The organism is Kitasatospora sp. NPDC101235 (assembly GCF_044767505.1).
Taxonomy (GTDB): Bacteria; Actinomycetota; Actinomycetes; order Streptomycetales; family Streptomycetaceae; genus Kitasatospora.
In genome coordinates this window covers 74,803-97,725 of record NZ_JBIWNZ010000026.1, presented here as the reverse complement: position 1 = coordinate 97,725, position 22,923 = coordinate 74,803, and the positions used below count along the sequence as shown (strand labels likewise).

The 22,923-nt window shown below is 73.4% G+C and carries 24 protein-coding genes; 14 read left to right on the top strand and 10 right to left on the bottom strand.

What is annotated here, in order from left to right:
- The first annotated feature begins 31 nt into the window (after positions 1-31).
- Positions 32-847 (top strand): DUF4253 domain-containing protein, encoded by an 816-nt coding sequence (locus ACIRRH_RS33220; RefSeq protein WP_403074756.1) that lies wholly within the window; start codon positions 32-34, stop codon positions 845-847.
- Positions 848-913: 66 nt separating this feature from the next.
- Here the strand turns inward: ACIRRH_RS33220 and ACIRRH_RS33215 are convergent, their stop codons facing one another.
- Both ACIRRH_RS33215 and ACIRRH_RS33210 read right to left on the bottom strand, forming a co-directional pair.
- A complete protein-coding gene (locus tag ACIRRH_RS33215) occupies positions 914-2,704 on the bottom strand; it encodes a beta-galactosidase family protein (RefSeq protein WP_403074754.1) in 1,791 nt (596 codons plus the stop codon).
- Between the two features lie 90 nt (positions 2,705-2,794).
- Positions 2,795-3,268 carry a hypothetical protein gene (locus tag ACIRRH_RS33210; protein WP_403074751.1) on the bottom strand — a complete coding sequence of 158 codons (474 nt, stop codon included), beginning with the start codon at positions 3,266-3,268 and terminating at the stop codon, positions 2,795-2,797.
- A 131-nt stretch (positions 3,269-3,399) separates the two neighbouring features.
- On the opposite strand from ACIRRH_RS33210, the gene ACIRRH_RS33205 reads away from it, so the two are divergent.
- The gene (locus ACIRRH_RS33205; protein ID WP_403074749.1) at positions 3,400-3,864 is read left to right on the top strand and encodes a hypothetical protein; all 465 of its coding nucleotides are present in this window, start codon (positions 3,400-3,402) and stop codon (positions 3,862-3,864) included.
- Between the two features lie 207 nt (positions 3,865-4,071).
- On the opposite strand, the gene ACIRRH_RS33200 is transcribed toward ACIRRH_RS33205, so the two are convergent.
- Together ACIRRH_RS33200 and ACIRRH_RS33195 are read right to left on the bottom strand one after the other, a co-directional pair.
- Positions 4,072-4,410, bottom strand: coding sequence for a helix-turn-helix transcriptional regulator (locus tag ACIRRH_RS33200; protein WP_403074746.1), 339 nt, complete (start codon positions 4,408-4,410; stop codon positions 4,072-4,074).
- Positions 4,411-4,477: 67 nt separating this feature from the next.
- Positions 4,478-5,422, bottom strand: coding sequence for an NAD-dependent epimerase/dehydratase family protein (locus ACIRRH_RS33195; RefSeq protein WP_403074744.1), 945 nt, complete (start codon positions 5,420-5,422; stop codon positions 4,478-4,480).
- Positions 5,423-5,597: 175 nt separating this feature from the next.
- Between ACIRRH_RS33195 and ACIRRH_RS33190 the strand changes: the two genes are divergently transcribed.
- Positions 5,598-7,187 (top strand): ALF repeat-containing protein, encoded by a 1,590-nt coding sequence (locus tag ACIRRH_RS33190; protein WP_403074742.1) that lies wholly within the window; start codon positions 5,598-5,600, stop codon positions 7,185-7,187.
- Between the two features lie 90 nt (positions 7,188-7,277).
- Here ACIRRH_RS33190 and ACIRRH_RS33185 read toward each other — a convergent pair whose 3' ends face one another.
- The gene (locus tag ACIRRH_RS33185) at positions 7,278-7,472 is read right to left on the bottom strand and encodes a hypothetical protein (protein WP_403074825.1); all 195 of its coding nucleotides are present in this window, start codon (positions 7,470-7,472) and stop codon (positions 7,278-7,280) included.
- A gap of 173 nt (positions 7,473-7,645) precedes the next feature.
- Between ACIRRH_RS33185 and ACIRRH_RS33180 the strand changes: the two genes are divergently transcribed.
- Together ACIRRH_RS33180 and ACIRRH_RS33175 are read left to right on the top strand one after the other, a co-directional pair.
- Positions 7,646-8,167, top strand: coding sequence for a peptidylprolyl isomerase (locus tag ACIRRH_RS33180; RefSeq protein WP_403074739.1), 522 nt, complete (start codon positions 7,646-7,648; stop codon positions 8,165-8,167).
- Between the two features lie 451 nt (positions 8,168-8,618).
- The gene (locus ACIRRH_RS33175; protein WP_403074737.1) at positions 8,619-9,320 is read left to right on the top strand and encodes a hypothetical protein; all 702 of its coding nucleotides are present in this window, start codon (positions 8,619-8,621) and stop codon (positions 9,318-9,320) included.
- Positions 9,321-9,382: 62 nt separating this feature from the next.
- Here ACIRRH_RS33175 and ACIRRH_RS33170 read toward each other — a convergent pair whose 3' ends face one another.
- Together ACIRRH_RS33170 and ACIRRH_RS33165 are read right to left on the bottom strand one after the other, a co-directional pair.
- Entirely contained in the window at positions 9,383-10,483 is a 1,101-nt protein-coding gene (locus ACIRRH_RS33170; RefSeq protein ID WP_403074735.1) for an RICIN domain-containing protein, read from the bottom strand.
- Between the two features lie 47 nt (positions 10,484-10,530).
- A complete protein-coding gene (locus ACIRRH_RS33165) occupies positions 10,531-11,652 on the bottom strand; it encodes an alpha/beta hydrolase (RefSeq protein ID WP_403074732.1) in 1,122 nt (373 codons plus the stop codon).
- A gap of 169 nt (positions 11,653-11,821) precedes the next feature.
- Here ACIRRH_RS33165 and ACIRRH_RS33160 point away from each other — a divergent pair, with 169 nt between their 5' ends.
- Positions 11,822-12,820 (top strand): hypothetical protein, encoded by a 999-nt coding sequence (locus tag ACIRRH_RS33160; RefSeq protein ID WP_403074729.1) that lies wholly within the window; start codon positions 11,822-11,824, stop codon positions 12,818-12,820.
- 3 nt (positions 12,821-12,823) lie between these two features.
- Here the strand turns inward: ACIRRH_RS33160 and ACIRRH_RS33155 are convergent, their stop codons facing one another.
- On the bottom strand, positions 12,824-13,081 hold the full coding sequence (locus ACIRRH_RS33155) for a hypothetical protein (RefSeq protein WP_403074726.1): 258 nt from the start codon (positions 13,079-13,081) through the stop codon (positions 12,824-12,826).
- Positions 13,078-13,470 carry an ATP-binding protein gene (locus tag ACIRRH_RS33150; protein WP_403074723.1) on the bottom strand — a complete coding sequence of 131 codons (393 nt, stop codon included), beginning with the start codon at positions 13,468-13,470 and terminating at the stop codon, positions 13,078-13,080. Before ACIRRH_RS33150 ends, ACIRRH_RS33155 begins: the two co-directional genes overlap by 4 nt.
- Before the next feature lie 248 nt (positions 13,471-13,718).
- Between ACIRRH_RS33150 and ACIRRH_RS33145 the strand changes: the two genes are divergently transcribed.
- The 4 genes from ACIRRH_RS33145 (at position 13,719) to ACIRRH_RS33130 (ending at position 17,825) form a co-directional block, all read left to right on the top strand.
- Positions 13,719-14,558, top strand: coding sequence for a helix-turn-helix domain-containing protein (locus ACIRRH_RS33145; RefSeq protein WP_403074721.1), 840 nt, complete (start codon positions 13,719-13,721; stop codon positions 14,556-14,558).
- A 9-nt stretch (positions 14,559-14,567) separates the two neighbouring features.
- Entirely contained in the window at positions 14,568-14,771 is a 204-nt protein-coding gene (locus tag ACIRRH_RS33140) for a DUF397 domain-containing protein (RefSeq protein ID WP_403074718.1), read from the top strand.
- 588 nt (positions 14,772-15,359) lie between these two features.
- Positions 15,360-16,802: a PucR family transcriptional regulator gene (locus tag ACIRRH_RS33135; protein WP_403074716.1), complete on the top strand. Its 1,443-nt coding sequence runs from the start codon at positions 15,360-15,362 to the stop codon at positions 16,800-16,802.
- A 162-nt stretch (positions 16,803-16,964) separates the two neighbouring features.
- Positions 16,965-17,825: an alpha/beta fold hydrolase gene (locus ACIRRH_RS33130; protein ID WP_403074713.1), complete on the top strand. Its 861-nt coding sequence runs from the start codon at positions 16,965-16,967 to the stop codon at positions 17,823-17,825.
- Between the two features lie 193 nt (positions 17,826-18,018).
- On the opposite strand, the gene ACIRRH_RS33125 is transcribed toward ACIRRH_RS33130, so the two are convergent.
- On the bottom strand, positions 18,019-18,660 hold the full coding sequence (locus tag ACIRRH_RS33125; RefSeq protein ID WP_403074711.1) for a hypothetical protein: 642 nt from the start codon (positions 18,658-18,660) through the stop codon (positions 18,019-18,021).
- Positions 18,661-19,040: 380 nt separating this feature from the next.
- On the opposite strand from ACIRRH_RS33125, the gene ACIRRH_RS33120 reads away from it, so the two are divergent.
- From ACIRRH_RS33120 to ACIRRH_RS33105, 4 genes are all read left to right on the top strand, one after another.
- Positions 19,041-19,931, top strand: a complete 891-nt coding sequence (locus ACIRRH_RS33120; protein WP_403074709.1) for a hypothetical protein — start codon at positions 19,041-19,043, stop codon at positions 19,929-19,931.
- 68 nt (positions 19,932-19,999) lie between these two features.
- The gene (locus tag ACIRRH_RS33115) at positions 20,000-20,881 is read left to right on the top strand and encodes a hypothetical protein (RefSeq protein WP_403074707.1); all 882 of its coding nucleotides are present in this window, start codon (positions 20,000-20,002) and stop codon (positions 20,879-20,881) included.
- Positions 20,878-21,729, top strand: coding sequence for a hypothetical protein (locus tag ACIRRH_RS33110; RefSeq protein ID WP_403074705.1), 852 nt, complete (start codon positions 20,878-20,880; stop codon positions 21,727-21,729). The genes ACIRRH_RS33115 and ACIRRH_RS33110 overlap by 4 nt, the downstream gene beginning before the upstream one ends.
- On the top strand, positions 21,726-22,691 hold the full coding sequence (locus ACIRRH_RS33105) for a hypothetical protein (protein ID WP_403074702.1): 966 nt from the start codon (positions 21,726-21,728) through the stop codon (positions 22,689-22,691). Before ACIRRH_RS33110 ends, ACIRRH_RS33105 begins: the two co-directional genes overlap by 4 nt.
- Positions 22,692-22,923: the final 232 nt, after the last annotated feature.

Below are 22,923 nucleotides of genomic sequence, written 5' to 3'. Positions count from 1 at the left end.
GCTGTCGGTGCCCGCCCCTACGGTGAGCCGCATGACCGAGCACCCGGACCTCGCCACCGCCCTCACCGCCCTGCCCGTCGACCTGCCGCCCGGCCGTCTGGTCACCGAGGACGACGGGCGGCAGCCGCTGCTGTGGATCAGCGACGCCCCCGCCCCCGCCGGGCTGTGGCGGCAGCTGCACCGCGCCCACCCGCAGACCGGGCTGTGGCCGCTGCTGCTCACCCCGCTGGACCGCAGCGGCGACGACTACCGGCCCTGGCTGTCCGGCGAGCTGTCCCCGAGCGACGCCTCCATACCCGGCCTCTACGACCCGGCCGCCCTGCTGAACACCTGGTGGAAGCAGGCCGACGAGGACGAGGACGGGGAGGTGAGCGAGGACACCGAGATACTGGACGAAGCCCTCGCCCCCTACGGCCGCACCTGGCCCGGCACCGCCCCCGCCGTCACCGTGCCCGACGGCGCCGCCGGCACCGAGGCCCGGGAGCTCGCCGAGGTGCTGCGGTCCGTCAAGGACGCCCGCCTCGGCCTGGTCCGGGCCGACAGCGGAGCCCACGCACTCGCGGTGTGCGGCTGGAGCGGCCCCGCGAACCACGAGAACGACATCGCCAAGATCGCCGCCGTGCTCGCCGACTGGGAGCGCCGCTTCGGCGCCCAGGTGGTCGAACTCGGCTTCGACACCCTGGAACTGAGCGTCCCCGTGCCGCCCGCCACGCTCGCCGAGGCGCTCCCACTGGCCGCCGAGCACACCGCCTTCTGCCCCGACCTCGTCTTCCAGGGCACCGGCACCCTCACCGAGTACGCCGAGCAGCTGGTCGGCGCCCACCAGTGGTCCTTCTGGTGGGACTGATGTGACCCCGGGGCCCGGTGGGCCTCGCTGCGCCTGAGCAGTGGCCGATCGGGTGGTCGGGGTGCCTCAGTACTCGGAGCTGGGCGCGGCCGTGACCGGGCCGAGGTCCGCCTCGTCGCGCAACTCCACTGCCGTGCCGTGCCGTTCGAGTTCCAGCACGACCAGCTCGTTGGCACCGGCCTGCCACAGCGGGGCGGGGGCGTAGAGGGTGCGCTGGGGGCCGGCGGAGCAGTGGCGGCCGAGCAGGAAGCCGTTGAGCCACAGCAGTCCGCGGCCCCAGTCGGGCAGGGCGACGAACGCGTCGGCGGGGGAGGGGAGTTCGACAGTGAAGCGGTGGAACGCCGGTTCCCCGTCGCCCGCCTCGATGCCGTCCGTGAAACGCAGTGCGGACAGGTCGGTCAGCGGCAGCGGCCGGATCTGCCAGTCGAAGAGCCGCTGGTGGCCGTGCGAGACGCCGCGGGTGATGCCCTTGCGGTCGTCCATCTGCGGGCCGTAGTTCACCCGGCCCAGCGCCTCGACGAGGATGTCCAGCACGACCCCGTCGGGCCCGGTGGCCAGCGCCAGCGTCGCGCCGGGGGAGTTGCGCTCCAGCACCCCGAGCGGGCGCCCGTCGGCGAAGACCTGCGCCCGGTCGGCCAACCCGTCGATGCGCAGCGGCAGTTCGGGGCGCGGTCCGGGTACGCGGGTGCGGTAGTGGATCAGGCCTCGGTCCTGGCCGATCTGCTCCATCGGCAGCGGCGCGGCGTGCCGCTGCGGCTGCGACAGCGCATCCAGGGCCTGTGCCAGCGTCGCCAGCCCGTGCGCCTGTTCCAGTCGCTGCGGTGCCACCCGCTGCGGCGGGTCGGGCAGTTCGCCGTCCGGCAGGGGAAGGTAGCGGCCGATGACCTCGCGCAGGGCGTGGAACTTCTCGGTCAGCTCGCCGGCCTCGCCGATCGGCGCGTCGTAGTCGTAGCTGGTGACGGTCGGCTCGTAGCCGGCGTCCAGCGGGTGGGCGCCGCCATGGTTGGCGCCGGCCCACAGGCCGAAGCTGGTGCCGCCGTGCGCCATGTAGAGGCTGACGGAGGCGCCGGTGGCCAGCAGCTCGTCCAGTGAGGCGGCGGTCTCCTTCGGGTCGCGGACGTGGTGGGGCAGGCCCCACTGGTCGAACCAGCCGATCCAGAACTCCATGGCGGTCAGCGGGCCTTCGCCCTGGTGGCGGCGGAGCACCGCCAGACGCTCGGGGGCGCGCGAGCCGAAGGTCGCGGTGGCCAGGTGGCCGGGGATGGCGCCGCCCTGCTGCATGGTGTCGTGGGCGCCGTCGGTGGTGAACAGCAGGCAGTCCACCCCGCGCCGCACCAGGCCGTCGCGCAGGTGGGCGAGGTAGACGGCGTCGTCGCCGTAACTGCCGTACTCGTTCTCCACCTGCATCGCCACCACCGGCCCGCCCCGGCTCGCCAGCAGCGGCAGCAGCTCGGGCACCAGCGCGTCGAACCAGCCGTCCACCTCGGCCAGGTACGCCGGGTCCGCGCAGCGCAGCCGCAGCCCGTCCACCGCCAGCAGCCGGGCCGGCAGCCCGCCGAACTCCCACTCCGCGCAGATGTACGGGCCCGGCCGCAGGATCACGTCCAGCCCCAGGCCGGCGGCCAGCCGCACGAAGCGCGCCACGTCCCGCCAGCCGGTGAAGTCCACGGTGCCGTCGGGCAGTTCGTGGAAGTTCCACGGCACGTAGGTGTCCACCGTGTTCACCCCCAGCGCCCGCACCCGCCGCAGCCGGTCCTCCCACAGCTGCGGATGCACCCGGAAGTAGTGCACCGCCCCGGCCACCACCCGGTGCGGCGCCCCGTCCCGTACGAACCCGTCCGCGTCGTACCCGAGCATGCGCACACCCGCCTTCCCACCGCAGACCCCGCAGGCCCCGGCACCGCCGAGCCTAGCGAGGAACGGGCCGCACGGGCCGACCGCCGCGGCTCACGTGTCGTAGCAGCCGTCCCATGGAGGGCCGAAGCCCAGGCCGTCCGGGTAGAGCTCCATCCGGACGCGGTCCTCCTCGTCGTCCTCGTCCTCGTCCACCTCCACGACCAGGCCGAACAGGGCGCCCTCGAAGCGGACCTCGAAGGGCGCGATGACGATGTCCTGGTAGTGGAGCCCCGGCAGGGCGTCCAGCCACTGCTTCAGCAGGAGCTCGGCCGCGGCGATCGCCTGCCGCTCGCCGTCCGCCGTCGTGCCGGTGAACTCGATGCGCGAGCCCAGGTGGACGCCCGCCTCGTCGAAGCGGTGCAGCACGGCGTGCCAGCGCTTCACGGCCTGCCAGTTGTCGTGGCTCCAGTCCTCGGGAAGGGTCGCGACGATGTTCGCGTAGAACTGGCCGCCCTCGTACCGGCCGATGGTGTCCGTGTGGTAGCCGGGTTCGTGGCAGATCGGAATGACTTCGGGAACGTTCATGCCCCGAACCTAGGGCCCACCTGCGACAACGAGCCCGGGCGGGGGAGCGGGCGCCGGTGTTGCGCCCGGCGGTGCGGGTGCGGCAGTCAGACGGGCCGCCACGCGCCGCGGTCCTGGAACGAGACGACCTCGTGATCGCCACCTACGGGGTGCTGTGCTGGATCGGTGACCTCGACGCGTGGATGCGCGGTGCGGCGACGGCGCTGCGGCCCGGTGGCAGGCTGGTGCTGGTCGACCTGCACCCGGCGTTCCAGACCCTGGCGAGCCACGAGCCGCTCGTGGCCGACTGGCCCTACGGCGGCGGGGAGCCCCAGCGCGAGGCCGTGACCGGCACCTATGCCGATCCGGCCCTGCCGATGGCCGCGCGGGAAGTGGTGCAGTACCCGCATTCGGTGGGCGAGATCGTGACGGCGGCCGCCGGAGCGGGACTGATCGTGGACCGACTCGTCGAACACACCGAGGCCGCGTTCGATGCACGCCGCATCCTGCCCCAGGGGCCCGACGGCACCTACCGGTTCCCGTTCGGCGACACCTACCTCCCGGTCCTCTACTCGCTGCGGGCGGTGTCACCCCCGGACCGCCGGACGGTCCGGTGACCGGGGTGTCCGGGTGGACCGAGCGGCTCGCGGCCGAGGTGGGGCGGACCCGGGCCCGCGCGGGTGTCGACCGGGGGCGGGTCGAGGCGGCCCTGGGGACGCCGCTGCCCGCCTCCTCGCGCCGTTCTGCGCCAGGGGCCGGCGGGCGGATTCGCCCCGATGTCCCGTCCGCATGAGGCCGGGTGCAGCGCCCGCCCGGGGCCGGCGTCACGCCGGCGGCAGGCCCAGGGTGGGGAGGCGGTCGGCCATCAGGAGCGCGACGAGTTCGCGGCGGGAGCGCACGCCGGTCTTGTGGAGGATCGCGGTGACGTGCTGCTGGACGGTGGGCACGGTCAGGTGGAGCAGGGCGGCGATCTCCTTGGTGCTGGCGCCGCGCACCGCGTACAGGGCGACCTGCTGTTCGCGCGGGGACAGGCCGTGGGCGAGGATCGCCAGCGGCAGGCGCTGGACGGAGGAGACGGGGGAGGTGACGACGGCGACGCCGCCGTCGCGGCCGTCCAGCGGGGAGGCGTGCAGGGCGAGCCACTGGCCGTCGGGGGTGCACACCCGTACCTCGACGGGGCGGCCGCAGCGGGCGGCCTGGCGGGCAACGGTGAGGAAGCCCGCCGAGCGGCTACGGCTGCACGCGCTCGCGCCACCAGGCGACCGTCGCCCGCAGCTGCTCGTCCAGCGGCGTGGCCCGCACCGCGAACGCGCCCTCGTACGCGGAGCAGTCCACCACGAACGGCCGGTCGAACTGGTAGCGCACCTCCCGCAGTTCGCGCAGCAGCGGGGAGAGCACCCCCGCCACGGCGAGGACGGCCGCAGGCAGACGGCGCACCGCGACCGGCCCGCCGCCGGCCTCGGCGGCCAGCCGGTCGGCCATCGCGCGCACCGACAGGGGAGGGACGGTGGGCACGTGCCAGGCCCGGCCCCAGGCCCGCTCCTCGCCGGCGATCTCGGCCATCGCCCGGGCCACGTCCGGCAGGTAGGTCCAGCTGTGCGCGGTGTCCGGGTCGCCGAGCGTCGCGACCGGGCGGCCCTTCAGCAGGTGGGGCACCACCCGTGCGGCCAGGTGGCCGCCGTCGGTGACGCCGGGGCCGAAGAAGTCCGAGGCCCGCACCTCCACCGCCCGGATCCGCCCGGCCTCGTGCAGCGCCCGCGCCTGCTCCCAGGCCGCCGCCCGCACCCGGCCCTTGGGGCCGGTCGCGGCGAGCGGCAGGTCCTCGGTCATCGCTCCCGCCACCGGCCCGTAGCCGTACAGGTTGCCGAGCATGACCAGCACCGCGCCGCTCTCCTCGGCCGCCGCGCACAGCGAAGCGGTCAGCGCAGGCCACAGCCGGGTCCACTGCGGCAGCGGCGGCGCGGCGCAGCCGTGGATGGCGGCCGCGCCACGGGCGGCCTGCGCCAGCCGTACCGGGTCGCTCGCGTCCAGCGCGAGGTGCTCGACGCCGGGGACGGCCGGCCCGGCGGGGCGTCCGGTACGGGTGGCGACCCGGACCTCGTGGCCCTGTTCGGCCAGCAGGCGGGCGGTGGCGGCCCCGGCGGGCCCGTGCCCGACGACCAGGTGGAAGCTCATCCGTCACACCCTAGTAGCGCCCCGGGCGGGCGGGGGGTGCGTGGCGACGCGGTGTGACGTGCCGTCGGCCGGGGGAGGACGGGGGCCCGGCACAAAAATTGGTATGGCAATCGTAAAAGTGGATCTATGCTGTCGGGCATTCACGATCTCCTCACGCGAAGCAGGTTTGCCCTCGATGAAGTTGCCCCGGGTGTCCGCCGTCGTCGCGGCCGCCGTCCTGGCCCCCGCCGTCCTCTTCCCCACCACGGCCTCGGCCGCCGACGCCCCGAAGCCGACCGGCGTCTCCGGTCCCGACACCGGCTCGGACTCCGTCAAGGACGCCGCACCCGAGGACGGTGACGGGCAGGAGCAGCGCGACCGCGCCGAGGTCGAGCGCATCCTCGCCGACTCGCCGAGCTGGTCCAAGGTGCGCGAGAACGCGGCGAAGGCCCTCAAGGGCGGCGCCGCCGAGCTGCGGCACTTCCTGACGGTCGAGCTGGAGGAGAGCCGCAAGGCCGACAACCTGGTGAGGGTCGCCCAGATCGAGGACCGCGGCGGCCCGGCCGTGAAGAAGGCCGCAGACCAGGCGCTGCGAGGCACCTACCAGGACGTCCTCGACTTCCTGGCGACCGGCCAGTACACCGCCCGCGCCGAGGACGAGGACCGCGCCAAGGTCGAGGCCATCCTCGCCGACCCGCAGAGCGGCCTCGGGGTGCGCGAGGCGGCCGAGAAGGCCCTCAAGGGCGGCGCCGCCGAGCTGCGCCACTTCCTGGAGGTCGAGCTCGACCAGCAGCGGACGATCGACAACCGGGTCAAGACCGCCCAGATCTACAGCGTCGGCGGCCCGGCCGTGCAGAAGGCCGCCAGGGCCGCCCTCAACGGCACCGACCAGGACATCCTCGAATTCCTGAAGACCGGCCAGTACATCGCCCGCGCCGAGGACGAGGACCGCGCCAAGGTCGAGGCCATCCTCGCCGACCCGCAGAGCGGCCGCGGCGCGCGCGAGGGCGCCGAGAAGGCCCTCAAGGGCGGCGCCGCCGAGCTGCGCCACTTCCTGGAGGCCGAGCTGCCCAGGCTGCGCGCCGACGACAACCGGGTCAAGGTCTCCCAGCTCATGTCCACCGGCGGCCCGGCCGTGCGCGAGGCGGCCGGCAAGGCGCTGGACGCCGGCACCGACGAGGCCGTCGAGGCCTTCCTCAACGGCGGCTTCGCCAAGGCCCAGTTCGAGGACGACCGGGTCGAGATCCTGCGCGTCATCGCCGACAAGGAGAGCAGCCGGTACACCGTCGAGGCCGCCCAGAAGGCCATGGACGGCAACGCTGAGGCCGCGCGGCGCTTCCTGACCGTCGAGCTGCCGCGCCTGCGCGCCAGCGACAACCGGGTGAAGGTCTCCCAGATCATCGAGACCGGCGGCCCGGCCGTGCGCAAGGCCGCCCTGGCCGCCTTCGACGGCAGCGACGCGGACATCACGGCCTTCCTCAAGGACGGCTGGGCCAAGGCCCGCGCCGAGGACGAGGCCGCGGCGGCCAAGCCCGGCAGCGGCACCGGCACGGGCACCGACGGTTCCGGGCAGCAGCCGCAGACCGTCCAGCCCGCCGGCTTCACCGAGACCACGGGCACCGAGACCACCACCGGCACCCGTACGGGCACCGGCACCACCGGCTCCGGCGCGCTCGCCTCCACCGGCACCGACGGGCTCGGCTGGGAGGCCGGCGGCGCCGCCGCGGCCCTCGCCGCGGGAGCGGCGCTGGTCGTGGCCGCCCGCCGCCGCTCCACCGAGAGCTGACACCCCCTCGCGTCCCCGGCCGCCACGCACCCCGGCGGCCGGGGACGCACCACGTCCCGACGGCCCCGCCGCTCGTCCCCGGACGGCGGCTCAGTCACCGTCCCCGCCGCTGTTCTCCACCCGGCGCGGCCGGTTGCGCTGGTAGCTGCGCACCGCCTTCCCCACGCCGAGGGTGAGGGCCGCGACCACCCGGGCCCAGCGCGGCCCGCCCCGGTCGGCCCACACCACGCAGCCGCACCCCGCGACGACCAGGACCAGCACCCCCACCAGAACCGCGCCGACCATCACGATCACCCGCCCTCTCCTGTGACGCTCTCCGTACATGTGACGGGCGGATCGTCCCACCCGGTTCGGCCGCGGAGCCGCAGGCTGTGCCAGGATGCGGTAGCCGAACGGCCCTGGTCACCGCACCGGCCGTACGCGACCCCGTCCGCCAGCCGTATCCCGAGGAGTCACCCGTGGCCACTGCCCGGTTCGCCACCCTGCACACCACGGCGGGCCCGATCCGCCTGGAGCTGTTCCCGTTCCACGCGCCGAAGACGGTCCGCAACTTCGCCGAACTCGCCGAGGGCACCCGGGAGTACACCGACCCGCGCACCGGCGAGCCGGGCAAGGGCCCGTACTACGACGGCACGCTCTTCCACCGGGTGATCGCGGGCTTCATGATCCAGGGCGGCGACCCGACCGGCACCGGCGCCGGCGGCCCGGGCTACTCCTTCGCGGACGAGTTCCACCCGGAGCTGTTCTTCGCCAAGCCGTACCTGCTCGCGATGGCCAACGCCGGCCCGGGCACCAACGGCTCGCAGTTCTTCATCACGGTGGGCACCCCCACCCACCTCAACCGCCGCCACACCATCTTCGGCCAGGTCGCCGACGCCGCCTCCAAGGCCGTGGTCGACGCGATCGCCGCCACCCCCACCGCGGACGAGCGCCCGGTCGAGGACGTGGTGATCACCTCCGTCGAGATCGAGCACTCCTGACCACGGCGACTGCCGACGAGGGCGCCTCCTTCCCGCCCCCGCCTGGGCCGCGCTGACCTCGGCCGCCGAAGTCGACGACGCAACGGGCACCTCCTGGCTGACCGGACTCGGCTTCAACCGTGGGGCGCCCGCCGACCTGCTCCTGCGGCTCCTGGACGTCGGCCGGCCCTGGTTCCTGTACCGCGAGGACCTGCCTGACGCCGTCCTGGACGCCGCGATCGTCCACCCGGCCCGGCAGGTCCGTGTCACCGCCGCCGAGGCCGGCCACCTGTCACCGGCGCAGTGGGACCGCCTCATCGCCGCCACGCCCGGGACGGCCCTGCGCGGGCTGTTCACGGAGCTCGCCGAGCACCACCTGAAGGCCGGGGAGCGCCCTGGCGGCGGCCGCGGCACAGCCGGCGCCCCGCGCCGCGACGCCGCGCCGCCCACCACCCCCGAGGAGATCGAGGGGATGGCCGCCGAGGTCCCCGACATCGAGCCCGGGGACGTCACGACGGGCCTGTGGTGGATCGGCGCCCTGCACGGGGACGCCGCGGCCATGCGTCAACTCGCGGCCTGCCCGAAGCTGCTGGTCCGCCGCAGCGTCGCCAGGGCACCCCGCCTGCCCGCGGACGTCGTGGCCCTGCTCGCCCGGGACGAGGACCGCGTGGTGCGGCTCTTCCTGGCCGAGTCCTGCGACGACGCCCCGCCCGGGATGCTGCTGGAGGTGGCGGCCTGGTGGGACGGAAGCTTCTCCTTCCCCGGCCGCCCCCGCAATCACCCCAACTTCCCCCGCGACGGCCTGCTGCGCCTCGTCGCGGACCCGAACCCGCGCCTGCGGGCGCTCGCGCTCGACGACCCGGCCTCCACCGCCGCCCACGTCGAGCAGCTCGGCCGGGACCCTGACCCGGGGGTCCGTGGCGCCGCCGCCGAGGACTCCCGGATCGCCCCCGAGTCCCTGGTCCGGCTGGTCGCCGACCCCGACCAGGGCGTGCGGTGGCGCGCTCTGGCCAACCCGGTGCTGCCCGCGGACGAGCTGGCGACGCGCCTGCTCGATCCGTGCAGCGCCGAAGCCGCCGCCCGCAACCCCGCCGTCCCCGCCGCGGTCATGCACCGCATGGTCACCCTCGCGACCGCGCACTCCGGCGCCCCGGCGGCCCAGGGGAGCAGCTGAACGGAAAACGCGGGGGCCGCCGCCCGTGGAGAACGGGCGGCGGCCGATGAGCTGCCGCTGTGTCAAGAGCAGCTGCTGAACGTCGCGCTGGTGTTGGCGATGTAGAGGGTGGCGCCGGCGGTGGGGTCGGAGCTGAGCGGGACGGTGATGGTGTCCTCGGCCGTCCACGGGATGCCGTGGGCGTCGAACGTCCAGGTGCCGGTGACCTTGCGGGCGATCTTGGCGAGGGTCACCCAGCCGTACTCCTGGGGCGGGACGGTGACGGTCACACTGTTGTTGACGCTCCTCGACCCGTGCCATTCGTTGGTGTAGTGCAGTGCGGAGCTGACCGTTGCGGTCAGGACGTTCTCGGGGGCGCCGGAGGTGATGGACGTCGTCATGTCGAGGCCGATGCTGTTGGACCAGCCGCTGTCGTCGGTGACCGAGAAGGACTGCTGGACGGCGCTGCTGGTGTTGTTGAACCAGACCGAGGAGGCACAGGTGCGCGGCAGCGGTGCGGCCGGGGCCTCGCTCATCGTGGTCCAGGAGCAGCTGGAGGGGTCCTTCTGGCACTGCTTGGCACCGTGGTCGACGGCCAGGTTGCGGGCGGCGAGCGGGAAGCCGGTGGACCACTGCTGGTTGACGGTGCCGTTGCAGCCGTACTGGTCGGTCCAGGCATCGTCGTACTGGCCGCCGAGCAGCAGGTCCAGGCAGGTGTTGTCGCCGGCGTGGCGGATCATGAACGCGTCGCCGCCGCCGGGCGCCGGCTGGAAGTACCAGCGCTGGCTGGCCTGCCCGGCGCAGGTCTGCTGGCGCAGCGCCGGGGTGAGGAAGGCCAGGTCGATGCACTTGCCGGTGTCGTTGTTGACGATGGCGAAGGAGGAGTCGGCGGGGTTGACGCTCAGCCGCCAGGACTGGTGGTAGCCGGGCGCCGAGTTGGTGACGATGTAGGCGCCGTCGCTCATGTTGCCGTTTTGGACGTCGAGTTGGCGCCCGTTGCTGAGCGACTTGATGGTCAGGCACTGCTGCGGCGTGGTGCAGGCGGCGAGCGGGGCGGGCGCCGGGGCCGGGGTGGCGCGCGCGGGTGCGGCGGTCAGGCCGAGGGCGGCGCAACACGTCACCAGGAGGGCCGCGAGCAGGCGCAGCCAGGGCGCGGTGCGGCCGGGGGTGGTGGTGGCGGGCAAGGGTGGTGTCCTTTCGTCGGGGGAGAGGTGCGGGAGAGGAGCGGAGGTCAGGGCGCGGCGGCGAACGCCGCCTCCAGGCGCGGGACGTAGTCCGCGAGGTCCTGCGCCCAGCAGCCCGGGGTGTGGCCGCCGTGGCAGTCGGGGCCCCAGCCGGTGCCGTTGCCGTAGTCGACGTAGCGGTACGGCAGCCCGAGGGCGTCCAGGCGGTCCTTGACGCGCTTGGCGGTGCCCTCGGCCCAGAACTCCATGTCGGCGGGGTTGTTGTTGCCGTTGCCGGTGTAGACGGCGATACCGGTGTCAGCGAGCAGGCCCAGGCGCGAGACCGGGTCGGCGGCGTTCCAGCGCCAGTCCGCGTTGAACACCGGGTACGGGCTGCCGAAGATCGCGTCGCTGGAGACGGTGGGGCCGAAGTCCAGGCCGCAGGGGTGGCCGTCGCTGGGGCCGCAGAGCACGGTGCCGGCGTTGGTCAGGGTGGCGACGACGGCGCCGCGGATGACCATCTCGGCGGTGGACAGGTCGTTGGCGCCGGACATGGTGAGGACCTGGCCGAACAGCTCGGGGCGGTCCTGGGCGTAGTGCAGGGCGCCGAAGCCGCCCATGGACAGGCCACCGACGGCGCGGTGAGCGCGATCGGTGCGGGTGCGCAGGTTGGCGTCGACGAACGGGAGGACCTGGTTCAGGTGGAAGGTCTCCCAGTTCTGCGCGCCGGCGGCGGTGTTCTGGTCGAGCCAGTCGGTGTACCAGCCGCGCAGGCCGCCGTCCGGGATGACGGTGATCATCGACTGGGCGGCGGTCAGCGCGGGGTAGGCCAGCGCCGGGTCGCTCGGGTTGTCCGAGGCGCCGTGCAGGAAGTACAGCACGGGGTAGCGCCTGTCCGGGTGGGCCGCATAGTCGGCGGGCAGCAGGATGCGGATGGTGTGCGGCCCGGCGACCTGGGGCGTGGTGACGGTGATGACGAAGTCGGTGGCGCTGCCGGTGGCGGCGCCGACCTGGGTCAGACCGAAGCCGTCGCTCAGCGGCGGCGGCCCGTCGGTCTCGGCGCGTACGGCGGGACCGGTGACGGCGGTACCGGCCGCCGTGGCGGGCGCGGCTGGTGCGGCGAGTGGGAGCAGGCAGGCGGCCAGGGCGGCGAGAGCCGCGCGGGCGCGCCGGAGCCGGGCAGGGGTCATGGGTGTCCTCGGCCTTCCGTGATCTGACTGATCACCGACAACTCTTGCGAGCGCCCCCGCCCGGACGCCAGAGCACCTGGCGGCGCACCTGGGCCACTGGCGCATGTGCGCCGCCGGCGTGGGTAGCCTCCCCCGGCCCGCCCGGGACATGACACGGCGGTGGGACACGATGACGGGGGGCGTCGTGCACGACGTGCTGGAACCGGACTCCGAACGCGGCCGCGTCTACCGCAGCCTGGTCGGCCGGCCACGGGCCCGCGTGCCCGAACTCGCACGCGAGGCGGGCCTCGACGAGGAGGCCGTACTGGCCGTGCTGCGCGACCTCGCCGACGAGGGCGTCGCGGTGGCCTTCGACACCACCGACAGCGCCGACGACCGCGACCACGCCTGGGAGGCCCTGCCGCCCGCCCGGGTGGTCGAAGCGGTACTGCAGCACGACGCGCTGCGCCAGGCCACCGCCCGCCGGGCCGGCGCCGAACTGGAACGGCTCTACCGCTTCGCCCGCCGCGACACCGGCAGCTACGGCGCGCTGGAGGTGGTCGAGGACCCCGCCGGGGTGCTGGCCGCCAGCCGCCGCCTCCAACTGGCCGCCCGCCACCAGGTGCGGGTCATCGACGTGCCGCCGTACTCCGGCAGCCGCGCCCACTACCTCGACCAGGAGGTGCTCCAGCGCCGCCGGATGGCCGCGGGCGTCGTCTACCGCGTGATCTACCAGGGGTGCGCGTTCCAGGACCCGGTGGTCGGGCCCAACATGGCCCGGATGGTCGAGGCGGGGGAGCAGGCCCGCACTTTGGACGAGCCGCCGCTCAAGCTCGCCATCGGTGACGACGACCTGGCCATCGTCACCCTGCCTGCGGATGACGGCCCCGGCGTGGTGTCGCTGCTGATCCGCCCCTCCGGCCTGCTGCACGCCCTGACGGCGGTGTTCGAGACGCTGTGGCGCCTGGCCGTGCCCGCCTCCATGGCCGACGTCGACCTGTGCATCGACGAACGCGACCGGCGGATCCTCACGTTGATGGCCGGCGGTGCCACCGACGACGCCATCGCCCGGCGGCTGGGGCTGGGCCGGCGCACCGTGGTGCGCCGGGTGTCCACCTTGCTGGCGCACCTGGGCGCCACCACCCGTTTCCAGGCTGGGGTCCAAGCGGCCCGGCGGGGGTGGCTGTAGGCGTCAGTTCGCCCAGCTGATGCGGATTTCGCGGTCGCCGAGGGGGAGGGCGAGGACGGGGGCGTCGGCGAGGTCGCGGATGATGTCGCGCCTGGCACAGGGGCCGGTGAGGCGGCGCTCCAGGACGTAGCGCTGGAAGCGGGACATCGGCAGGTGGCAGACCGAGGCCCAGATCCGTTCGAGGGCGTCGTCGCTGAGGGTGTGGACGGCGGGCGGGCGGTGGCCCGGGATCTCCACACGGATGTCGTGATCGGCCCTCACGCGGCCACCTCACACCAGACGATCTTGCCGATCGGCTCGCGCGGGGAGCAACCCGTGCTCTTGGCCAGCGAATTGACGAGGTGGAGGCCGCGCCCGGCCTCGCCGTCGAGGGTGAGGGCGCGCAGGACGGGCTCGCGGTCCCGCCGGGCGTCGTGCACCTCGATGCGCAGGCGGGCGGGGTCGACGTCGAGGGAGAGGTAGATGAGGTGCCCCGCCGGCGTGCCGTGCAGAAGGGCGTTGGTGACGAGCTCCGAGACGACCAGGAGCCCCGAGTCGAGGTACGGCTCCGAGTTCGGGGTGGAGGCGAGGAGCGAGGTGAGGAGGGCGCGCCCCTCGGCGGGGGCGCGGCGGCTGCGCGGCAGCCAGGTGGTGGAGCAGTGGGAGGACATGACGAATCCACCTTCCAGGCATGAAGTTTGAAGCCATGCGGAGGTCGGGCGAAGGCATAGGGATGCCCGGCAGTAGGCCCGTCTTGGTTACTCAAGCGACCCAAAGGGCTACTCCAGGTAGCATGCTCTGCAATGGCTTCATTGCGCAAGCGCACTCTCGCGCAATTGCGCGGCCCCGCAAGATGCTTGTGATCACCGGGGGAGGTGGCAGACTGTGACCCGACGTCAACCAAGAGGGAGCGACGAGCGTGGACAGTCCAACCGTGCTGCGCCGTAGGCTCGGCTCCGAGCTGCGACGATTGCGCGAACGGACCGGGCGTCAGGCCAAGTCCGTTGCGGACGAACTCGGCTTCAGTGCAACCAAGGTGTCGCGGATCGAGTCAGGCCAGACGACCCTGAAGGAATCCGATATTCGCGCGATGCTCGAACTGTATGGCGTCAGCGATGAGGCCGAGTTGCGGCAGTTCATCTCGCTGACCCGCCGCAGCACACAGCGCGGCTGGTGGCACGACTACGCGGACACGCTGCCGGACTGGTTCCAGACGTACGTGGGTCTGGAGGCCGACGCTGCGCGGATCCGCGGTTATGAGGTCGAACTGGTGCCTGGTCTGCTCCAGACAGCGGACTACGCCCGAGCCATGTTCCGTGTCTCGCCTACCGGGCTGAGCAAGGAAGAGATCGAGCGTCGGGTCAAGCTTCGTATTCAACGGCAGGAGGTCTTCCGCCGGCCGATAGCGCCTGATGTGAAGGTCATCCTGAATGAATCAGCTCTTCGCAGGCCAGTCGGTGGTCCCGAAGTCATGCGCAGCCAGGTGGAACATCTCCTCGCGCTCTCGGAGGGGCCCTGCATCACGATCCAGGTCCTTCCGTTCAACCGCGGCCCCCACCCCTCTATGAGCTCGGCGTTTCACATCCTCTCCTTTGCCGATGTGCCGGGCGACATCGTCTACGTCGAGGCGTTGACGAGCAGTCTTTACCTGGAGAAGGCCGAAGACATCGCCCATCATGAGCTGGTATTCGATCAGCTCACAGCTGCCGCGATGAGCCCGGACGACTCCAGGGCTTGGATGCAAAGGCTGGCAACCTAGGGTACGGACATGACGATTGAATTGATTTGGCAGAAGAGCAGCTACAGCGGCAGTGAGGGTGGCAACTGCATCGAAATCGCCACTGGGCTTCCGGGCTCCATTCCCGTCCGCGACAGCAAGGACCCCCACGGCCCGGCCCTCAACTTCGCCCCGGAGGCGTGGCGGTCCTTCGTCGCGGGCATCCGGGCGGGCGACTTCCCGGCCGGTTCCTGAAGCGCTTCTTACCGGGCGGCCCCGCGGACCACGCGGGGCCGCCCGGCCTGAGAAGGCCCGTCTCCTGGTTGAGGGACGCGCGGCATCCACCCCGCGTCGAGGTCAGGTCGACGATGGACGACCGTGAATCGTTCCGTGATAGCGGGCCGACACGACCGGGACGTCCGCCTGCCTCAGCCGCGCCGCGTACGCCTCGCCCTCGTCACGCAGGCCGTCGGCCTGCGGGGGAGCCGGCCACGGGCAGGACTCGACGAAGGCACGCGTCTGCCGCCCGAGGACGGGCGTCAGCCGAGGAACGTGGACGTCTTCGTGCACGGGCACTCCTCCGCAGGGGCGGTTCACAGGCCACGCACAACAGGCCGCGGGAGCAGCCTGGGGCAGTCCCGCACCGGATGCACGACGGCCCGGCCATCCCCGCGGACACAGGCAAGAGCCGTGCACCGTGGGGCATCGCCGCGGTGTCACGGTGTCCCAGGGACAAGCGGGACCGGAGCGATCCGGGCCCCGGGGCCGGTGCGCGGGAAGCCGCCGCCGGATCCCGGCCCGCCGGCCCCACGCCGCGCCGGGACGACCACGAACGAGGACTCCATGACCGAACAACGGCGGCGAGCCCCCGTCGGCAGTGCCGCGCTGCGAGACCTGATCGAGGAACTCGCGGAGTCGCTCCGCCGGTCCGTGGCCCTGGCCGGCCCCTCGGTCAGGCGCATCTGTGCGAGCCGGCACTTCGACGACGCGGACCCGGCACGCGTCCACAGCCTTCTGCACGGACAGGCAAGCAGCGAAGTCACCCGTCACGTCCTCGACCACGGCGTCACCCGGTGGTCCGGGCCGGGTTTCGTCGAGAGCCGGGACGATCTCGGCTTGCTCCCCCGCTACTGCGTGCCGCTGCGTCAGCGCGGCCACTTCCTCGGTCTGCTGATGGTCATCGCACCGGACAGGTCCCTGGCCCCGGAGGAGACCGAGGCCATCGCCCGGGCAACGCCCGCCATCGCCGGCCAGATGTACGCCGATCACATCCTGGCCGACGCCGAGAAGAGCAGGGAACAGGAGCTCCTCCTGTCGCTGCTGGGACCGAGCCCCACTGCGCGCGCCGAGTCCCGCCACCAGCTCCTGGACGACGGGCTGCTCCCGGACGCCCCCCACGCGGTGGTCAGCCTCGTGCAGGTGGCATGCTCCCGGGTGTCGCCCGGGCAGGCGGCGACCGCACTGCGCGGGGCGCTGGAGGGGTTGCGGCGTACCCGATCGGCACACGGCGCCTTCACGGTCACCGCGAACCGAGCCGTCCTGCTGCAGCTCGCCGACCGGCCGTTGACACCGGAAGCACTCCGGGAGCAGTCCCGGCACATCATGGAGGCCCTCGGCACCCGCCTGGACGCCTCAGCCGCTCCCGTCATCGGCATCGGCGGCCACCAGACGGGTCTCGCCGACGCCCGAACCTCCTACGAGCAGGCGCTCGTCGCAGTGCGCGCGGCACACCGGATACCCGGACTGAGGGGCATCGGCTCCTGGGAGGAACTCGGTGAGCTCGCCGTGCTCCTGCAACTGCCGGACCGCGCCCTGAACGAGTCACTGCTCCCGAAGCCACTGCGTGCCCTGCTGGAATCCAGCGGCGGACACCGCCTGGAGGCGACCCTGCGCTGCTTCCTCGATCAAGCCGGATCGACCTCCAGGACCGCCGAAGCACTCCGGATCCACCGCACGTCGCTGCACTACCGGCTGCGGCAGATCCAGGAGATCACCGGGCTCGACCTGGACAACGGAGCGGACCGCATCACCCTGCACATGGGCCTGCGCATCCGGGAACTCCTCGTATCCCCCGGCGCATCCGGCGACGACGGCCGGCACCAGGCGCAGGCCGCCACACCGGGCGACGATCTCGTCGGCCGGATGCTCGCCGCCGATCCGCAGGGCCGGCGCGGCGCGAGCGTCCGCCCGGGACGGCAGCTCCAGCCGCAGCGGACGCGCGCCCGACGCGATCAGGCCGGACAGTCCGTCACGGCCGGTGACCACAGCCGGATCGAAGCCGCTTAGAGGAGCCGGCAGAACTGCCCAGCCCCATCGGCTCGTTGAGCAGACCGCGGGGAAGAGACCGCCGTGGTCGGTGCCGGACGGCCTGTGGGGCCGGACGCCTTCAAAACGCCCCTGGCCGGTAATGCGTGGCGGGCGGTGGACGGCCGGTGTCAGGATGACCGGATGCCGACATTTCCCGCTCCGGACGGAACCCGCCTCGCCTACCGCACCGTGGGGGAGGGCGATCCGCTGATCTGTCTCCCCGGAGGCCCGATGCAGGCCTCCGCCTACCTCGGTGACCTGGGCGGCCTGCCGGCCGCCGCGGGGCGCTCGCTCGTGCTGCTCGACCTGCGTGGCACGGGGGAGTCCGAGACTCCGGCTGACCCGTCGAGCTACCGCGTCGACCGGCAGGTGGACGACATCGAAACGCTCCGGGCTCACCTCGGGCTGGAGCGGATCGACGTCCTGGCCCACTCCGCCTCCGGCGACCTCGCGTTGCTCTACGCCGGCCGGTATCCGCAGCGGATCCGGTCGCTGGTGCTGGTGACCGCCCGGGCCCGGGCGGCCGGGATCGAGTTCCCGCTGGAGGGGCGACGCGAGGCGCTCGCGCTGCGCAGCGACGAGCCCTGGTACGACGAGGCAGTGCCCGCCTTCGAGCGGGCGATGGCCGGGGAGGCGACCAAGGACGATTGGCGGTTCCTGGACCGCCTCATCTACGGCCGCTGGGACGCGGCGGCGGAGGCCCACGCCGCCTCCGGCGAGGACGGTCAGAACGAGGAGGCCGCTCACGCCTACCCCGGTCCCGGCGCGTTCGACGACGCGGCTGCGATGCGTGAGGTGCTGACCGAGCTCGACGCGCCGGTGCTGGTGCTCGCGGGCGAGCTGGACCCGTCCCCTCGCCCGGACAAGGCTGCGGAGGTCGCGGCGCTCTTCCCACGTGGGGAGTTCGTCGTCCAGCCGGGCGCCGTGCACTTCCCGTGGCTGGACGATCCGGAGTTCTTCGTCCGGAGCGTCGGCGAATTCCTGAGCCGCAGCGACGCGTAGCGGTCGGCTCCGGAGCCGACCCCCGAAGGATTCTCGGCGCTGATCGCTCAGCTCCGCATGGAGTCGGCTTCGGGAACCGGTCGGCGGGTGGCCTCGCGGATTCGGTGCGCGAGGCCCTCCAACGGCCCCGGGTACGGCGCGTACCCGGGGCCGACGGCGAACCGCAGGCCTGACCTGGCCTCGGTCGCGCCGGTCAGCCCCACAGGTCCGCGTCCCGGGCCTGGCCGGCCAGGCGGGAGGCGAAGTACGGCGCGGCGGCCAGGCCGAGCAGGGCCAGCACGATCCAGAACGGGACCCCCAGCAGGCTCGGCCGGCCGGTGACCATCCGCCCGCCGTCCTCCAGCCAGACGCGGGTTTCGTGGCCGTCCGGGTAGGGATCGCCGACCGGGCGCTCCTCGTTGAACTCCTGTCCGTCCACGCTCCAACGGTAGGTGCAGCCGTACGTCCTGGCGCCCAGACCGCCACCCTCCACCGGCAGCTGGCCGGTCGCCCGGCAGTGCGTGACCACCGCCGGCACGCTGCGCGGCTCGTGCACCCGCACCTGGACGGTGTGGACGGTCTGGGCCGTCGCGAACGCCGCACCCCAGACGGCCGTGAGCAGCAGCACCACCCACACGCAGAGCCCCGTGTAAGGGCCGCCGCCCGTCCATCGGCGCAGCGGGAGCGAGGCGGTCACGGCCACCGCCAGCGCGGCGGCGCACAGCCACAGCAGCCACCCGCCCACCGGCTCGTCCAGCGACCACGCCCACACCGCCGGCGCCCCGGCGGCGGTCAGCACCGCGAGCGCCGCCGCGGCCGGTACCGCCCACCGGCGGCCGGACTCCTCCTCGGCCATGGCTCTCTCCTTCCCTCCCGTCAGGTGGCCTCTGCCCGTTCCCGACGCCGGCCGGTCCCGCGGGCGGGCCTTGGTGCGCAGCGGTGACGGGACCGCGACATCGTGACGGGCCGGGCGGGGGCAGCCGGTGTTCGAAATCGATGTGTCGACACTGCGTCATCACCACAGGACAGCGGCCCATTGCGGTTCGATCACGACGTGCCCGGTTCATCGAACATTGGGTGAGAGTGTGGTGATTGATTGCTTTGGCAGCGCTGTCAGCGGGCTCTCATAATTCCTGGCGACACGCGTGGCGGAATGCCCGGAGAACCCGCTTGGGGGGAGTGGTTCCCGCGAGGGGCCCGCGCGTGAGATTCCGCATTCTTCCTGGGGGGACTCCCTTGCCCGAGCCCGAGAACGAGAGCGCCGCCGCCGGACCTCCGGCACCGGCCGAGCCGGCTGCCGTGGCGCCGCCGGTCGCCGTGCCGGAGCAGACCGCCGCCGAAACCGGGGGCGGTCTGCCCGCCCCGGAGCCGGCCCCGCGCAGACTGCCGCGCGCGGTCGGCGTCGCGCTGGCCACCGCCGGCCTGCTCGCCGTCACCGCGACCAGTGCGGCGGTGACCGTCGCCGTCGGCAAGCCCGACGCCCGCCCGGCCGCGACCGCTGCCGCACCCGCCCCGTCGAAGCCGGCCGCGAGTGCCACCGCGAGCGCGACGCCCTCGGCCGTGCCCGTCCCGGTGCCCACCGCCGTCCCGGCCGAGCCCGCCCCGGCCAGCACCGTCAAGGGCACCGTCAACGGCGGCAAGCACGAGGGCGACCTGCGCTACTTCCTGCTCCCCATCCCGGCCGGCGGCGAGTCCTACGGACCCGTGGACGGGATGACCATGACCGACGACGACGTCGCCGAGCTCTTCGGCAAGCAGGACGGCATCATGGACATCCTCAAGTCCTACGGCTACAAGGGCGGCGCGACCCGGATGTACCGGACCGCCGACGGCAAGGCCGAAGTCACCGTCACCCTGCTGAAGTTCGGCTCCACCGCGATGGCGGACGACTTCGTCAAGGGCTACAAGGTCAAGTCGCTGGAACCGTTCGACATCGACGGCGACCCGGGCGGCCACGGCTACCTGAAGGCCCCCAAGCAGCAGGCGTTCACCGGCTCGATGAGCGGCATCTCCAGCCAGGGCGACGTCCAGTACACGATCGACGTCGACGTGAAGGGGACGCCCGACAAGGCGCTGCTGAACGAGCTGATGAAGCGCCAGCGCGAGTGGCTCACCACCGGCGGCTGAGCCCGGCTCCGGCCGCCCGCACGACGCCGCCCCCTTCCTCTTCCTCCTTCTCCTCTGGAGCCACTTCCGTGACCACCGAACCCGCGGAGCCGGCGCCCGCCGCACCCGCGTCCGCACCCGCGTCCGCACCCGCGTCCGGGCCCGCGTCCGGGCCCGTAGCGCCTGCCGCGCCCGCCGTTCCGCCACCACCCGTCGCGCCGCCCGTCGCGTCGGAGCTCGGCGAACCCGCCGCCCCGGCCGAGCCGTTCGAGGCCGGTGCCGCCCCCGCCCTGCGCGCCCCGCGCCGCCCCCGCCCCGTGCTGCTGACCGCCTGCGCCCTGGTGCTGGGCGCCCTGGCCGGCGGCGGCGTCGGCTACGCCGTGCAGGCCCAGCGCCCGCCCACGCCGCTGCCGCCGCTCCAGGTCGCCCACCCGTCCTACCCGGCCGACACGGTCGACCCGGCCGCCCTCGCCGCCGAACAGCCCAAGCCGCCGGCCATCGACGGCGACCTGACCAAGCTGCTGATCAGCGCCCCCGAGGGCAGCACCCCCTGGGCGGACTTCGCGGACAAGCCGAGCTGGATCTCGATCGGCGAACTCGCCGAGGAGAGCGGCAAGGAGGCCGCCACGTTCAAGAACCTCGCCTCGCACGGCTTCCGGCGCGCGGCCGAGGTCAACTGGCAGAAGGACGGCGTCCGCTACCGCGTCCAGCTGGTCCAGTACACCGCGGAGCACGCCGACGAGGCGAAGTCCTTCGACTGGCAGCAGCAGTTCGCCGAGGGCGCCAACGGCGGCTACAGGGTGGACACCGAGCCCGACCACTGGGCCGAGAGCACCGAGCAGTACTACTACGGCGAGGCCATCGCCAAGCGCGGCACGGTGCAGATGACGATCGAGGTCTTCGGCACCCAGCCGGTGAACCCCGACACCCTCAAGGACCTCACCAAGCGGCAGTGGGAGCGGCTCGTATGAACGACAACACCGTGACCACCGCCGCCCCGGGCGCGCCCGAGCCGACACCCGAAGCCCTGCCCGCCGCACCCACCGATCCCACCGCACCTGCCGCGCCCGCCGGGCCGAGCCCCGCCTCCCGCCGGCTGCTGCGCGCGGGCGCCGCGACGGCCGCGGCCGCGCTGGTCGGCGTGGCCATCGGCGTCGGCATCATCAAGACCCGGTACGACGACCCCGCGCCGGCCACCGCCGCCGCCCCGTCCACCGCTCCCACGCCCACCGCGACCGCCACGCCGTACGGCGCCAAGTCCAACGGCAGCCACTTCGGCTCCCTGCGCGACCTGCTGCTGCCCGTCCCGGCCGGCTACGAGCCGGGCCCGGACGACGGCGGCTACGGCAACGACACCGAGCTGAACGGCGAGCAGCTGTCCGCCGAGCTGGACGCCGACCTCCAGCAGCTCCCCAAGGAGAAGCGCGACAAGATGCGCTCCTACTGGGAGAGCATGCACGTCAAGGCCACCGGCGTGCGCACCTACCGCGCCGCCGGGGACGACCTGGTGATCGGCCTGAAGCTGCGCCAGTTCAACCAGCAGGAAGTGCAGCGGATCAACGAGTACACCGCGGTCTTCACCGGCGACACCGGCCTGTTCCGGATCGGCCCGGCCATCCCGGGCCACCCCGAGGCGCACTGCTACCTGATGCCCGCGCCGCCGTCCGCGGCGATCGACTACCTGGAGTGCTCGGCCGCCGAGGGCGACCTCCTGGTGATCATGAACGCCGAGGGCGTGGCACCGCTGCCCAAGGACAAGATCGTCGCCCTCTTCACCTTCCAGCTCGACCGCCTCGCCCGCCCGGGAGCGTCCGTATGACCGACCACGCCACCCCGCCGCCGCCCGCTCCCGAGGCCGTAGCCGTTCCCGAGGACCCGGCCGTTCCCGTCGTTCCCGAGGACCCCGCCGTCCTCGCGGAGCAGGAGGCCCGCCGCACCCGCCGCCGCAAGGCCGCGGTGCGCTGGAGCTGCGCCGCCCTGGTGTTCGCCCTCGCCGGCACCGGCACCGCGCTGGCCGTCACCGCGCCCGAGCGCACCGACCTGCCCGGGCTGGCCACCGCGAGCGACGGCCGTTACACCTTCGCGCCGCTGACGCTGCCGCCGCTGCCCGCCGGCAAGGAGGCCCCGGACGGCAAGGGCAGGTCCCCGCACCACGCGGACCTGCGCTACCTGCTGCTGCCCGCCCCCAAGGAGGCCGGTGGCTCCCTGACCCCGCCCGTCTTCCCGGCCCCCACCCTCGGCCCCACCCCCTCGGGATCGCCGACGGCCTCCCCGACGCCCTCGGCCTCCCCGACGCCCTCGGCCTCCGCCACCTCGCTCGCCCCCGTCTCCGAGTTCGGCCAGTGGGCGCCCTGCGACGCGATCGCCGAGGAACAGCAGGACGCGGCCAAGATGCGCTCCCTGCTCCTGGAGGACGCCTGCCGTGCGGCCACCGTCCGGGAGTGGACCGCCTCCGACGGCACCCGCACCCAGATCCGGCTGCTGCGCTTCGGCTCCTTCCGGGAGTCCTGGGACGCCTTCACCGCCCTGCGCGGCAAGGCCAACCCCAAGGCCGCACCCGACACCAGGACCACCCCCCACTCCGACTGGGACACCGTCGACGGCACCATCCGCACCGTCATGGAATCCACCACGGCCGGCCCCAAGGGCGACCCCACCGCCCGCTTCGCCTACGTCTCCGCCTCCGACATCCTCGCCGTCATCACCATGACCAACCCCTCAGGCGTCCCGACCACCCCGTTCCGACAGGTCGTCACCCTCCAGTCCGACCTCCTCGCCTGACACCACCTCAGCACCTGCGCCACCGGGCCGGTCCCCCTCGGGGAGCCGGCCCGGCCGTCCTTCTCCGCCTTCTGGAACAGGATCGGGATATTTCCCGCACCGGCCCGTGAACGACCCCCACGTACGGTGGTCACCAGATCTCTCCCAGGATGCCCCCGGCTTCAGCCGGGGGAGGAATGGGGGGCTTGGAGCCGCGCAGCGGCGGTGCGGCTGTTCTGGCCTGCACTTTCTT

Excerpts from the sequence above, each read along its gene's own strand:
- ACIRRH_RS33220 (WP_403074756.1), top strand. The coding sequence starts at position 32 with ATGACCGAGCACCCGGACCTCGCCACCGCCCTCACCGCCCTGCCCGTC.
- ACIRRH_RS33215 (WP_403074754.1), bottom strand. The coding sequence starts at position 2,704 with ATGCTCGGGTACGACGCGGACGGGTTCGTACGGGACGGGGCGCCGCAC.
- ACIRRH_RS33210 (WP_403074751.1), bottom strand. The coding sequence starts at position 3,268 with ATGAACGTTCCCGAAGTCATTCCGATCTGCCACGAACCCGGCTACCAC.
- ACIRRH_RS33195 (WP_403074744.1), bottom strand. The coding sequence starts at position 5,422 with ATGAGCTTCCACCTGGTCGTCGGGCACGGGCCCGCCGGGGCCGCCACC.
- ACIRRH_RS33190 (WP_403074742.1), top strand. The coding sequence starts at position 5,598 with ATGAAGTTGCCCCGGGTGTCCGCCGTCGTCGCGGCCGCCGTCCTGGCC.
- ACIRRH_RS33185 (WP_403074825.1), bottom strand. The coding sequence starts at position 7,472 with ATGGTCGGCGCGGTTCTGGTGGGGGTGCTGGTCCTGGTCGTCGCGGGG.
- ACIRRH_RS33175 (WP_403074737.1), top strand. The coding sequence starts at position 8,619 with ATGGCCGCCGAGGTCCCCGACATCGAGCCCGGGGACGTCACGACGGGC.
- ACIRRH_RS33165 (WP_403074732.1), bottom strand. The coding sequence starts at position 11,652 with ATGACCCCTGCCCGGCTCCGGCGCGCCCGCGCGGCTCTCGCCGCCCTG.
- ACIRRH_RS33160 (WP_403074729.1), top strand. The coding sequence starts at position 11,822 with ATGACGGGGGGCGTCGTGCACGACGTGCTGGAACCGGACTCCGAACGC.
- ACIRRH_RS33150 (WP_403074723.1), bottom strand. The coding sequence starts at position 13,470 with ATGTCCTCCCACTGCTCCACCACCTGGCTGCCGCGCAGCCGCCGCGCC.
- ACIRRH_RS33140 (WP_403074718.1), top strand. The coding sequence starts at position 14,568 with ATGACGATTGAATTGATTTGGCAGAAGAGCAGCTACAGCGGCAGTGAG.
- ACIRRH_RS33135 (WP_403074716.1), top strand. The coding sequence starts at position 15,360 with ATGACCGAACAACGGCGGCGAGCCCCCGTCGGCAGTGCCGCGCTGCGA.
- ACIRRH_RS33130 (WP_403074713.1), top strand. The coding sequence starts at position 16,965 with ATGCCGACATTTCCCGCTCCGGACGGAACCCGCCTCGCCTACCGCACC.
- ACIRRH_RS33125 (WP_403074711.1), bottom strand. The coding sequence starts at position 18,660 with ATGGCCGAGGAGGAGTCCGGCCGCCGGTGGGCGGTACCGGCCGCGGCG.
- ACIRRH_RS33110 (WP_403074705.1), top strand. The coding sequence starts at position 20,878 with ATGAACGACAACACCGTGACCACCGCCGCCCCGGGCGCGCCCGAGCCG.
- ACIRRH_RS33105 (WP_403074702.1), top strand. The coding sequence starts at position 21,726 with ATGACCGACCACGCCACCCCGCCGCCGCCCGCTCCCGAGGCCGTAGCC.